Below are 12,853 nucleotides of genomic sequence, written 5' to 3'. Positions count from 1 at the left end.
TGTATGACAAAACAACCAAGCGTAGTGGTCGTTGGCGGAGGTACAGGCATGCCCGTTCTGCTGCGAGGGTTGAAGGACTACCCTATCGATTTGTCGGCAATCGTAACTGTGGCAGATGATGGAGGCAGCTCTGGTAGACTTCGTACAGAAATGGCAATCCCAGCACCAGGTGATATTCGAAATGTGATTGCTGCATTGTCTGATGTCGAGCCGATGCTATTAGATTTGTTCCAGCACCGTTTTAAAAATGGAAATGGACTTTCTGGGCATTCCATGGGGAATTTGCTGTTAGCTGCCATGACCTCCGTGACCGGGGATTTTTATAACGGTATCAAAGAAATATCCAGGGTATTAAATGTAAAAGGGAAGATCTACCCAATTGCGAATCAAAATATGTATTTGCATGCGGAAATGGAAGATGGTCAAATCATTTACGGAGAGTCTAATATCCCTTTAGCGAATAAAAAAATAAAACGTGTTTTTTTAAGTCCAGAGCCTGTGATGCCACTTCCTGAAGCAGTATCCGCTGTAAGTAATGCCGACTTAGTCGTCATTGCGCCAGGTAGTTTATTTACGAGTACATTGCCTAATCTAATCGTTCCACAAATTGGTGATGCTTTGCGTCAGGCGAAAGGAAAAGTGGTCTACGTCTGTAACGTAATGACACAGGAAGGGGAGACGACCGGTTATACTGCCGCGGATCATGTCAAAGCGATCCATGATCATGTTGGTGCTGGTTGTATCCACTCTGTTATTGTAAACAATGAAAAAATCGAAGGCGACGTTCGAGCGGTTTACGCCGAAGAAAATGCCGAACCCGTCATTTATGATTTAGAACGACTTCGTGAAATGGATATTGATGTGATTGAAGCAGATATTATCGATCATACGAAAAGGATGCTTCGCCACGATACAAATAAAGTAGCAAACCTTTTATACTCCCTTTTAGAAAACAAATAGATTTAGAGGGATAAAATCTTTCCAGGGGGTGAGAAGATGTCGTTTGCTTCCGATATAAAAAAAGAACTAACGAACGTTCCGAATAAGGATTGCTGTGCCAAAGCAGAGTTAGCAGCTCTTGTCCGGATGAATGGTGCTATCTCACTGGCCAAGCAGGATTATTTGTTAGACGTTCAAACTGAAAATGCAGCAATCGCACGTAGGATTTATACGTTAATAAAAGCAGCGTATTCTCTGCCGGTTGAATTGTTAGTTCGAAAAAAGATGAAATTGAAAAAAAATAACGTGTATATTGTCCGAATGAAAGAGGGAGTAAAGGCCTTCTTATCTGATTTAGATATTTTACAGGAGCCTTTTACATTGGTTCGCACGATATCTAGTGCATTTACCGAGAAAACATGCTGTAGCAGGGCATATTTACGAGGTGCTTTCCTAGCAGGGGGTTCTGTAAATAATCCGGAAACCTCTTCGTACCACTTAGAAATTTCTAATGCGTATAAGGAGCACAATGATGCTTTATGTGATTTGCTAAATACATTCCAGCTACATGCCCGTAAGCTAGAAAGAAAAAAAGGCTACATTACGTATATTAAAGAAGCCGAAAAGATTACTGATTTTCTTAGTAATATCGGTGCACACCAAGCCCTTCTCAAGTTTGAGGATGTACGGATTGTTCGTGATATGCGTAACTCCGTCAATCGACTGGTTAATTGTGAAACCGCTAATCTAAACAAAACGATTGGAGCAGCCTTTCGTCAAGTGGAAAATATTCGATTTATTGATAGAACGGTCGGACTAGATGCATTACCGGATAAATTAAAAGAAATTGCAAGATTAAGAGTAGAACACCAAGATGTAAGTCTAAAGGAACTAGGTGAGCTTGTTTCAACAGGCAAGATTAGTAAATCTGGTATTAATCATCGACTTCGAAAAATTGATGAATTTGCGGATAAATTGCGAAGAGGCGAACCGATTACAAAATAATTTATATGATTTTTACATTTTTAGATATACGTAGCTCCTATAATCGCATATACTCTCTTTTAAGGATAGTTAGAAAATGTCTTGAAAGAGAGTATTTTTATCTAACTAAAAATGATAGCGCTTTCTTGAAGAGGAGGGGAAAAGGATGGAAAAAACGGTTCAAGTATCGATTGAACCCGGATTGCAAGCACGTCCAGCGGCACAGTTTGTTCAACTGGCCAATCGTTTTTCATCGGATATTTTCATCGAAAAGGATGAAAAACAGGTCAATGTCAAAAGTATTATGGGTCTTATGAGTTTGGCGATAGCATATGGGGAGGAAATAACATTTATCATCGAAGGTCCAGATGAAACGGAAGCGATGGAGGAACTCGTTTCCTTTGTTGAAGGAAAAAGAGAATAGACATGAAAAAGAGGTGTCCTATGTCGGACACCTCTTTCTAGTCATTAGTCTGGCTTTTTCTCCATTACCTTGTCAATTAAGCCATATTCAAGCGCTTTGTTTGCTTCCATGAAATTATCACGATCTGTATCACGTTGAATAATTTCTAATGGTTGACCTGTGCGCTCAGACAGGATAGTGTTCAATTTTTCACGCATTTCAATAATGCGGCGTGCGTGGATTTCAATATCCGATGCTTGCCCTTGTGTACCACCCAGTGGTTGGTGAATCATTACTTCACTGTTAGGTAAGGCATAGCGTTTTCCTTTTTCCCCAGCTGCTAGTAAGAAAGCACCCATGGATGCAGCCATCCCGATACAAATTGTAGAAACATCAGGCTTGATGAACTGCATTGTATCATAGATTGCCATACCAGCTGTAATGGAACCACCTGGAGAGTTAATGTATAAGGAAATATCTTTGTCCGGATCTTCGGCTGCTAAGAAAAGTAATTGAGCGACGATGCTGTTTGACACATTATCATCAATCCCACTACCTAGCATAATAATGCGGTCTTTCAGTAGACGAGAATAAATGTCATACGCACGTTCACCGCGATTGGTTTGTTCAATGACTGTTGGAATTAAATTCATTGGAACGGTTCCTCCTTTTTCTATCTAAACATGATTGATTCATTACCTAATTTCATCTTATATGAAAGGTCAATAAAGGTCAAACAAAAGTGATTATCTATGTAAGTAATTATTTCCATTTTTGGTGACCTCACTACATAATAATCGTTCCCATAATTATAGGCATTTAACCCTTTAATTTTCTTAAGAACGATTTTTAAGACTATCTAGTTACAACTACCCCTTATATGATTCGATATGCGTTTTTAGGACGACCCTTAGTTCCGTACATCGAGATGACTTCGACTTCCCCTTTGTCTGCCATGTGGTTCAAATAGCGGTGCACAGTTTGGTAGGAGATAGGCAAAGCTTGTTCAATGTCGGTAATGGAAAGTGGCTTGTTTTGCTGCAGTAGATAGGATTTAATAGTCTGCCTCGTGGACGTATTAATTCCTTTATCAACAAACACTTCGTTATCTTCTTGTGTCAGTTTACTTACTTTCAAGTTTAAGCGAATTCGAGAAATTAAGTCAGGAGCTTTTATCGGTTTAAGGGCAAAGTCTGTAGCTCCAGCTTGATGAAATCGATCGGCAATTTCTTGTCGTTCATCAACAGTTAGGACGATGATGGGGACAGAATGATTCATTTTTCTTATTTCCATTGTTGTTTTTAAGCCATCCCATTCCGGCATGTGGTAATCTACTAAAATAAGTTCTGGGGCTAATTGACGCGATAGCTCAACCCCTTTTTTACCTGTTGCAGCTTCTGCAACCTCCCAGTCTGCAAAGTCACAAATTTCCTTAATGGTATAGCGGATATCTTCATTATCCTCCACGACTAGAATCATGTCTATTCCCTCCTTGTGATGGTATGTATATATCTATTTTCGTATGACTACCTAAGGTGCTGGATACGGCTATACTTCCATCGTGATGATCAACGACACGCTTGACGAATGTCAATCCCAATCCTGTAGAATCTTTCGTACTAAAGCCTTCTTCCCAAATCGTTTGTAGATCCTGTTGATTAATTCCGGAACCGTTATCCCATATTTCAAATAAAACACCGGTTAAATGAGAGGAGATTGTTATTCGAATTTTCCCCTTTTTTCCTTGAAAGGACACGATTGAATTTTCAAGTAGGTTTGATATAGCTCTTGAAAACCGTATTTTGTTTACTCGAATAGGAGGTAAGTCTGATTCCAATTCTATATTCATATCAATCAGTTGTTCATCAAGCGCAAGGTGGCTCGTGACATAATTCATCAATTCACTTACAGAAATATTTCGTTTGATGTCTTCATATAAAATCTCCGATATCATATCACTCATTTTTTGAATAGAACCGTCGACTCGGTCTAAGTAATCTTTAAGCTTCGGATCCTTTTCATATGGATATTTCATCTGGATAAGCGAAAGAAGCCCTTCGACGGAAACCAAAGGTGTTTTTAAATCATGAACGAGCGAATGAATTTCTTGATAAACTTTCGATTCAATAAGAGCGAAGCGCGTCCTTTTTAATTCTAATTCTTGTTTTTGATATTGTTTGAAGGTTGTTAGCTGCTTATTGTAGAGACTTATCAATATCGTGTAAATGATCGAGATAATTACCATGACCATGAATAAGGCCAGGAAAAGGGTTGTCAATAGCTCATTTTGTGATAAAAAGCGATCCGTTAGCTTCAAGGAAATCGCTAGATCATCCGTACCAAAGTGAAATGTTGTCAGACCATTTATAAGATTTAGGCATTGGAATGCAATAATCGTAAAGGTCGTCAGCACAGAAAAAGATAAGTAAAAATATTTCTGTCTTGGAATATACACTCGATAAAGTAAAAGCAGGGCTAAAGCAAGGAAATGTGGGACATAAGCGTAATGCTCCTTATATAGGATATTCAGACTAATCACCTGTGCTAGTGTTAAAAAAATAAAGGCATACGAAAACCGACATTTATTCCATAATCTCGTCATCTGAGTCGCTGCTAGAATTGCACCAATGTAGACGAATATAAAGGTGATGGAGCTTCGACATACGTAGGAGAAAGCGGATAATAGTAAACGTCCACTGTCCATATTCATGAGGCTATTATTGATTCGTTCCAGTATTTGAAATCCCCATCCACCTGATGAATAAGGGAAGAACAATCCGTAAAGGATCACAATCATTCCTACAATTCCTGGTAAATTTCTCGGAGTAGAGCGCATAAGCTTCTCATCCTAACGTTATCGAAATGCTGCATTAATGGGAGTCGCTAAATCATCTAGTTGATTTACAAACGTCACTGGGATATCTTTTTCTTCTATAACTGTAATTAAATGCTGAGGAAGATATGGATCTCTTACTCCAATAAAATAGGAGGCATAGGGAATCGCTACTTGTAATAGTTCTTCGGTTTGCTGATCTGTGCGATAGTCACTGGATACATAGGTCATAATAATGGGTTTATTAGTAGCTTTTGCTTCCTTTAGAAGATTCTCTATCCGTGCTTTTTCCTCGGCTAATTCTTTGTTTTTCATGTGTAGCGCATTACTGCTGTAGCCTATATCTATGATAATGGTTTCATAGTCGTACAAGTCAGAGGCAAGAGCCCTAGGACGATAGTCATTTTCAAGGTGGATGTCTTCTGCTATCTTTTCTATCATTTTACCCTCGATGGCTTGTCCAGCAGATGTGATGAGTACTTTCTCCTGCCCTATTGGGGCTGGTAGATTGGGATATGTGTTTAGCACAAGTTGAGGTTGGGGTGGAAAAGGCACCCAAATGAATACGATAGAAAGAAATAATAAGGTTAAAATAGGCTTTAATGCTCTCATGATCCAATCACCACCAACATCATTAGTAATCTATATTCTCCTATCCAAAAAAATAGAAGGCAAATGATCAAATTCATTGCCTCCCATGTTCATGATTATAGATATTATTGTTTTAGCTTTGGGTCCAAGGCATCTCGTAGGCCATCCCCAAATAAATTAAAACCTAACACAACAAGGAAGATTGCTAAACCTGGAAACATGATAACCCAAGGAGCGGATTGTAAGGCAGCTCGACCGTCACTAAGCATAGCACCCCATTCTGGAGTAGGTGGCTGTGCCCCTAAGCCAAGGAAGCTTAAGCCGGCGGCATCTAAAATAGCCGTCCCAACACTTAACGTGGCTTGCACGATAATAGGTGCTAAACAATTCGGTAGGACATGAGAGAATAGGATTCTATTATTCTTTGCTCCAATGGCCCGAGCAGCTTCAATATATTCCGTTTCTTTTACCGATAGAACGGTCGATCTTACAATACGAGCAAACTGAGGAATCCCGACAATCCCAACGGCTATCATCGTATTTGTTAAATTGGCTCCTAATACAGCAACCATAGCGATAGCTAATAGAATACTAGGGAAAGCCATCATAATATCTATAAAACGCATAATAATTAAATCAGGCCATTTACCAAAATAGCCAGCAATACCACCGAGTAGGATTCCTACAATGGCAGATATTCCAACGGCTATAAGGCCAACTTGGATAGAAATTCTTGTTCCATAAACAATTCGGCTGAAAATATCTCTCCCTAAAGCATCGGTCCCTAGCCAGTGTTCCCCAGAAGGCGCTTGGTAACGATTGATCATGTCTTGTTCAATCGGACTATGGGTTGCGACTAAAGGAGCGAAGATTGCTATCACAATCAAAAGAGAAATGATTGTAAGGCCAATCAATGACGTTTTACTTTTAACAAGTCGTATGAGAGCTTCCACCCAAATATTTGGTGTTTTTGCAGGTACACTTTGCGGAGTTACCTGTGGAGATAGATTTGTTTCGGTGGACAATCTGATCACATCCTTTCTTTAGAAGCTACTCCTAGTCATAGGAGATTCTCGGGTCAAAGTATTTGTATAAAATGTCTGTAATTAAGTTGACGATAACGAAGATTGTCGCAATGAGTAAGATGGAACTTTGTACAACCGGATAATCTCTTCCGAGTACACCATTTAATACATATCTTCCAATACCAGGCCAGGAAAAGATGGTTTCTGTTAATACAGCCCCACCTAAAAGTAAGCCGAATTGGAGACCGATCACCGTCAAGACAGGTAAGAATGCATTTTTGATAGCATGTCTAAAAATAACAATAGGCTTAGCTAAACCTTTGGCGTTTGCTGTTCGAATATAATCCTGTTTCATAACTTCGAGCATACTAGATCGTGTCATCCGTGCGATAATGGCCATCGGTATTGTCCCAAGAGCAACCCCTGGCATTAACAGGTGGATAAAGGCATCTTTAAATGCAGCCCAATTTCCCGTTAGGATGCTGTCTAATAAGAAAAAATTTGTGATGCTTTCCAGTTCCGTGTTATTCGATAGCCGTCCCGATGCCGGAAGAATATCGAGCTGAACGGAAAAAATCCAAATCATCATAAGACCGAGGAAAAAGATGGGTAAGGAGACGCCAAACAGTGCACCTGTCATACTCAGATTGTCAAACCACGAGTATTGCTTTACCGCGGCGATAACTCCAGCTAATACACCAATGACAATCGCAATCGTCATTGCAAATATCGTGAGTTCTATGGTGGCTGGTAATCGTGATGCAATCTCTACACTGACTTCCTCTTTCGATTTCACCGATTCCCCAAGATCTCCTTGAAGAACATTTCCGATATATCTTCCATACTGAACGAGGAAAGGGTCGTCTAAGCCCATTTCCTCTCGAAGCTGTTCCAGTTGTACTTCCGTTCCTTTTTGACCTAACAAGCTTTGGGCTGGGTCACCAGGGATGAGGAAAAGTAAAGAAAAGGCGAGAATGGATACGCCTAATAAAACAGGAATAAGTAAAAGAATGCGTCGAATGATATAAGTAAGCAAGTTGTACTCCTCCTTTGCACAAAGGATTGAAACAAGGGGGAAGAGAGACCGGCAAGTAGCCGGTCTTCATCCATTCCCTTGTTTTTATTTGATGTCCAAGAAGTTGAATGGTTCACTTCCCGTAGGATGTGGCTGATAGCCCGTTACGTTTTTGTTCGCTGCAAGCGGCGGTGTTGTATGAGCAATTGGTACCCATGGAGCGTCTTCATGAATGATTTCTTGTGCTTGCATGTAAAGCTCTGTACGTTTTTCTTTATCCATTGTTGTTTGTGCTTCGATTAAAATATCGTGTAATTCATCACTCTTATAGAACGCGTAGTTTCCAGCAGAGCCTTTTTTCGCATTGTCTTTATCTAATAGGACATAAAGGAAGTTATCAGGGTCCCCATTATCTCCGATCCAGCCCATTAGAGCCATTTCGTGTTCCCCATTTTCAGTCTTGGAAAGATGGGTATCCCAATCATTTTCAGTAATTTTTACATTGATGCCTACTTCTTTTAACATTTGCTGAATAACTTGTGCCGTCATTTTTGGTTGTGGCATATACGGTCTTGGGTTCGCCATGATATCCAAGGTAATGTCAAATCCATCTGGAAATCCAGCCTCAGCTAAAAGAGTTTTGGCTTTTTCTACATCATAGCCGTAGTCCTCAATTTCGTCGTTGTAACCCCAAACAGACGGTGGAAGTGGATTTTTCGCTGGTTTTCCTATGCCTTCGTATAGGGTAATAAGTTTTTTCTTATCAATGGCTAGGTTAATAGCTTGGCGAACTTTCTTTTCCTTCAAAGGTCCTTTTTCCATATTCATCGCCATATAACTGACATTCATGGAAGGACGGCGGATGATTTGTAGATCTTCTGAGCCTTCTACTTGTTCAATATCTTGTGGATTTAATCCGTTCATCACATCGATAGAACCGGATTGTAATTCCATGAATCGAGCAGCGTTATCTGGGATAACGCGGAAAATAACTTCATCTACTTTTGCTTTCTCGCCATAGTAGTCTGGATTTTGGGAAAGGGTGATGCTATCATCTTTTACCCATTCTTCAAATACGAATGGTCCTGTTCCAACTGGGTTCTTAAAGTAGTCTTCTCCATGCTTTTCGATTGCTTCTGGACTGGCGATGCCAAATGGCGGCATTGCTAATGTATAAATGAACGGGGCGTTTGGTTGGGAAAGCGTAAAGGTTACTTCATAGTCACCAGTTGCTTCCACCTTTTCAATGATTCCTGCAGGGTTATCTTCGGTTGCACCAAACATGTAGCCATAGTAGGCGTACTCACCGCCTGTTGCCCAACGTTCGAAGTTAAAGACAACATCCTCAGCGTTAAAATCGGTTCCGTCGTGGAACGTAACGCCCTCACGAAGCTGGAATGTCCAGGTTTTTCCGTCCTCGCTTACTTTCCACTCTGTAGCAAGAGCAGGGCGGACTTCTGTACTTTTTTCCTTATAACGAACGAGCGTGTCGTAGATTTGATTTGTTACATATAAGGATTCCCCGTCTGTTACTTTGGATGGGTCAAGCTGAACAGAATCTGCTCCACGTCCAAATACTAACGTGTTCTTATCTCCACTATCCGCAGAATCTGTATTTCCGCCATCTGATGAACTGCTAGAGCTATCCTCACTACACGCTGTAATGAGAAAAAGTGATACAATGAGGATCCCTAAAAAGGACCATAGTGATTGTTTCTTCAATTCTTTCTCCCCCTTGTAAATAATAAAAATCAGTGTTTTTCCTTTTAAGAGGTTGTTCAAAAAGTCCGGTAAAAAGGACACGGCGATTTTCTTCGTTAGCTTGCTTTTCAAAAAACAGTGCACCTGCGTCTTCTAGAATTACAAGGAAGTAAAATTCCTCGGTGCAAGGCAGCAAGGAAGTTACTTCGCAGAAGTGGCCTTGCTCACGTATCTAAAAGGAATAGGGATCTTCTGCTAAAGTCGTGCATGTCCTGGGACTGCGGTTACTCGCCCCACCGAAAACATTTGTGCACAACTAGAGAAGTCAGCACATCCTATGCAAGTCCGCTCATCAAAGCTGCGCTGCCTCGAACTTCTTGGTCCTTTACATCCTCCTTTTTGAACACGCACTTTAAGAATAAAAGCTAGATTTCCACCACCTCCTTGATAAGATGACAAGCAGCTTGTTGCCCGCTTGATGACACCGTTTTCAAAGTAGGTCTTGTACGCTTACACTGTTCTTCTGCTAAAGGACATCTTGTATGGAATTTACACCCTTGTGGTGGATTAGATGGAGAAGGTAAATCTCCTTGAATAATAATTCGATCCTTCTCTACATTGGGATCTGCTTCGGGAATTGCAGAGAGCAAGGCTTGTGTATAAGGGTGCTTCGGATTGGCATAAAGCTCATCCACCTCACCAACCTCGACGATCTCGCCTAAATACATGACCGCAACTCGATCACTGATATGATTAATCACGCTTAAATCGTGCGCGATAAAAATATACGTCAAATCAAATTCCTCTTGTAAATCCTGCATGAGATTAATGACTTGCGCTTGAATCGATACGTCTAAGGCAGATACGGGTTCATCGCAAATGATTAATTCTGGATCTAGAGCAAGCGAGCGAGCAATTCCAATCCGCTGGCGCTGACCTCCACTAAACTGATGAGGATAACGCAGCTTATGATACGAGCTTAATCCAACGACATCCAATAACCGTTCCAGCTTTCGTTGTTGTTCTACCTTCGGAACACCGAAAATTTTCATTGGTTCTGTAATGATTTGCTCCACTGTCTTACGAGGATTTAAGGATGCGTATGGATCCTGAAAAATAAACTGCATCTCTTGGCGAAGCTTACGTAGCTTCTCTCCTCGGAAGGACGTAATGTCTTCTCCTTTAAAAAAGACTTCGCCCTCAGTCGGCTCCAACAATTTTAGTATCGAGCGACCAGTTGTAGACTTTCCACAGCCACTTTCTCCTACTAGACCGAGTGTTTCCCCTTTTTCTACCGTGAAAGAAACACCATCAACAGCCTTTACCGATTGTGTAGATTTAAGAAAAGGGTTGTTATTTTTGATTGGAAAATGTTTTTTTAGATTTCGTACTTCTAACAAAGGTTCACTCAAACCGGGCTCACCTCTTCTTCTGTTTCGTATAGTAAGCATTTCACACCGTGATCTGGTTCATATTCCTTAAGAACGGGATCACGGGTAAAGCATGCTTCTGAAGCATATTTACATCTTGGTGCGAAACTACATCCTTGCGGTAAATTCGCTAAATCAGGAGGTAAGCCATCAATTGTTTCTAGCTTCTCCTTTTTGTCCATGATTCGTGGAATAGAGCTAAGAAGTCCCCACGTATATGGATGTTTAGGATCTTTAAAAAGCTCTTTCGTCGTCGTGTACTCGACAGGCTTTCCGCCATACATAACTAAGACTCGGTCACAAACCTCCGCGACAACTCCTAAATCGTGAGTAATCATAATAATGGCCATTCCCAATTCCTTTTGGAGTCTGTTCAGAAGCTCTAAAATCTGAGCTTGGATGGTCACATCTAATGCGGTCGTAGGCTCATCGGCTATTAAAACCTTAGGGTTACAAGCCAGGGCCATCGCGATCATGACTCTTTGTCTCATCCCACCACTAAATTCATGGGGATATTGCTTGAGACGATTTCTAGGTTCGGGGATGCCAACTAATTGCAACAGTTCGACAGCTCGTTCCCTTGCTTGTGCTTTGTTGAGCTCTTCATGAGTACGAATCGTTTCAATCAATTGTTTTTCGACGGTTAATACGGGATTGAGGGAGGTCATCGGATCCTGAAAGATCATGGAAATATCCTTCCCACGAATCCTCCGCATTTGCTTTTCGGTTTTGTACAGTAGATTTTCCCCTTCAAAGTAAATCTCGCCATCGACGATTTCTCCTGGGGGAGAGGGAATAAGACGCATGACGGACATGGCGGTCATACTTTTTCCTGATCCGGACTCTCCAACAATGCCAAGGGTCTCTCCAGGCTTGACACTAAAATCTACGCCATCTACCGCTTTTACAACACCAGTCTTCGTAAAAAAGTGCGTTCGCAGATTTTGTACGCTTAATATAGGAGACTGTTCATTCATGTCTGTCCTCCTCGTTGGTAAATTTCTTACTTTTCTGAATTAACGATGATTATACAGGGGGATATTTGATTTTTGGTATTTTTCTCATTTTTCTCAAAAATAAGGATAAAAGACCGATAGATTCTAGTTGAATGGATTAGATTGAATTGCGTGGAACAATGAGGTATAATACTCCTTGTCACAAAAAATGTAGAAGACAGGCGCCCGTAGCTCAGGGGATAGAGCAATGGTTTCCGGTACCATGTGTCGGGGGTTCGAATCCCTCCGGGCGCGCTAAATAAGAAAAGACAAGGGTGAACGTGATGCCCTTGTCTTTTTTGATACATAGCCATACTACTTCTTTCTCCGAAGATAAATAGCCATACAAACATATATAGTCATTAATAGAATGAGAAAAATAGGTGTTGATATGGTTTCCTCTGGCATTTCTCCACCTGCCTGTTATTTGAGTTCTTCTAAGGTAGGGTGAAACAAAAATAATAAAATAGCGACGATTGGAATCGAGACGATAAAAGCGAGTAGGTAGTTCTTATGATGAATGCGAAGGACAGAAAAAAGAATCGCATTAAAAACTCCAGACCAAAAAGGATTCCAACCATTCTCATAAACAAACAGCCCTTTTTTAAAAAAGAGATATTCTATAACCGTAAAGTAAGCAATCCATATGGCAAGATAAATGAATTGCTTCTTTCCCTTGGGATAGTATCGTAAATAAATCATAATCACGACAGGCACGATCACAAAGGAGAAGGTAAGTTCAATTAATGTGTGGTTTAGCCATTCCACGGTAACGGCTTTATATCTCCAAAGTGTGTGATTATAAAAAATGAAATTGTAAAGTAGATTACAAATAAGAAAGTACTGAATAGTAGGATAGTAGTCTTTCCAGTTTTTCCAATCTACAAAATAAATAGCAAATAGTATATAGACAACGACAACTAGCACAAGATACATG

The 12,853-nt window shown here is 40.5% G+C and carries 13 protein-coding genes and 1 tRNA gene; 4 read left to right on the top strand and 10 right to left on the bottom strand.

What is annotated here, in order from left to right:
* The first annotated feature begins 3 nt into the window (after window positions 1-3).
* The 3 genes from KO561_RS15030 (at window position 4) to KO561_RS15020 (ending at window position 2,347) form a co-directional block, all read left to right on the top strand.
* Window positions 4-960, top strand: a complete 957-nt coding sequence (locus KO561_RS15030) for a gluconeogenesis factor YvcK family protein (protein ID WP_231094085.1) — start codon at window positions 4-6, stop codon at window positions 958-960.
* Window positions 961-996: 36 nt separating this feature from the next.
* Window positions 997-1,944: a DNA-binding protein WhiA gene (gene whiA, locus KO561_RS15025; protein ID WP_231094084.1), complete on the top strand. Its 948-nt coding sequence runs from the start codon at window positions 997-999 to the stop codon at window positions 1,942-1,944.
* A 145-nt stretch (window positions 1,945-2,089) separates the two neighbouring features.
* On the top strand, window positions 2,090-2,347 hold the full coding sequence (locus KO561_RS15020; RefSeq protein WP_231094083.1) for an HPr family phosphocarrier protein: 258 nt from the start codon (window positions 2,090-2,092) through the stop codon (window positions 2,345-2,347).
* A gap of 44 nt (window positions 2,348-2,391) precedes the next feature.
* Here the strand turns inward: KO561_RS15020 and clpP are convergent, their stop codons facing one another.
* The 9 genes from clpP to KO561_RS14975 all read right to left on the bottom strand — a co-directional run bounded on the left by clpP (window position 2,392) and on the right by KO561_RS14975 (window position 11,898).
* Window positions 2,392-2,979: an ATP-dependent Clp endopeptidase proteolytic subunit ClpP gene (gene clpP, locus KO561_RS15015; protein ID WP_231094082.1), complete on the bottom strand. Its 588-nt coding sequence runs from the start codon at window positions 2,977-2,979 to the stop codon at window positions 2,392-2,394.
* Window positions 2,980-3,202: 223 nt separating this feature from the next.
* Window positions 3,203-3,805 (bottom strand): response regulator, encoded by a 603-nt coding sequence (locus KO561_RS15010; RefSeq protein WP_231094081.1) that lies wholly within the window; start codon window positions 3,803-3,805, stop codon window positions 3,203-3,205.
* The gene (locus KO561_RS15005; RefSeq protein ID WP_231094080.1) at window positions 3,783-5,123 is read right to left on the bottom strand and encodes a sensor histidine kinase; all 1,341 of its coding nucleotides are present in this window, start codon (window positions 5,121-5,123) and stop codon (window positions 3,783-3,785) included. Before KO561_RS15005 ends, KO561_RS15010 begins: the two co-directional genes overlap by 23 nt.
* 57 nt (window positions 5,124-5,180) lie before the next feature.
* The gene (locus KO561_RS15000) at window positions 5,181-5,771 is read right to left on the bottom strand and encodes a DUF6305 family protein (protein ID WP_231094079.1); all 591 of its coding nucleotides are present in this window, start codon (window positions 5,769-5,771) and stop codon (window positions 5,181-5,183) included.
* 104 nt (window positions 5,772-5,875) lie between these two features.
* A complete protein-coding gene (gene nikC / locus KO561_RS14995; protein WP_408004877.1) occupies window positions 5,876-6,781 on the bottom strand; it encodes a nickel transporter permease in 906 nt (301 codons plus the stop codon).
* 25 nt (window positions 6,782-6,806) lie between these two features.
* Window positions 6,807-7,811, bottom strand: a complete 1,005-nt coding sequence (locus KO561_RS14990) for an ABC transporter permease (RefSeq protein WP_231094077.1) — start codon at window positions 7,809-7,811, stop codon at window positions 6,807-6,809.
* Window positions 7,812-7,895: 84 nt separating this feature from the next.
* Window positions 7,896-9,512: an ABC transporter substrate-binding protein gene (locus KO561_RS14985; protein ID WP_231094076.1), complete on the bottom strand. Its 1,617-nt coding sequence runs from the start codon at window positions 9,510-9,512 to the stop codon at window positions 7,896-7,898.
* Window positions 9,513-9,916: 404 nt separating this feature from the next.
* On the bottom strand, window positions 9,917-10,903 hold the full coding sequence (locus KO561_RS14980; RefSeq protein ID WP_231094075.1) for an ABC transporter ATP-binding protein: 987 nt from the start codon (window positions 10,901-10,903) through the stop codon (window positions 9,917-9,919).
* Window positions 10,900-11,898 (bottom strand): ABC transporter ATP-binding protein, encoded by a 999-nt coding sequence (locus KO561_RS14975; RefSeq protein WP_231094074.1) that lies wholly within the window; start codon window positions 11,896-11,898, stop codon window positions 10,900-10,902. Before KO561_RS14975 ends, KO561_RS14980 begins: the two co-directional genes overlap by 4 nt.
* Before the next feature lie 200 nt (window positions 11,899-12,098).
* On the opposite strand from KO561_RS14975, the gene KO561_RS14970 reads away from it, so the two are divergent.
* Window positions 12,099-12,171: transfer RNA gene (locus KO561_RS14970), tRNA-Arg, on the top strand.
* 168 nt (window positions 12,172-12,339) lie between these two features.
* On the opposite strand, the gene KO561_RS14965 is transcribed toward KO561_RS14970, so the two are convergent.
* Entirely contained in the window at window positions 12,340-12,852 is a 513-nt protein-coding gene (locus KO561_RS14965) for a CBO0543 family protein (RefSeq protein WP_231094073.1), read from the bottom strand.
* Window position 12,853 lies beyond the last annotated feature (1 nt).

Source organism: Radiobacillus kanasensis (assembly GCF_021049245.1).
Lineage (GTDB): Bacteria > Bacillota > Bacilli > Bacillales > Amphibacillaceae > Radiobacillus > Radiobacillus kanasensis.
This window is presented reverse-complemented; position numbering and strand designations above follow the sequence as displayed.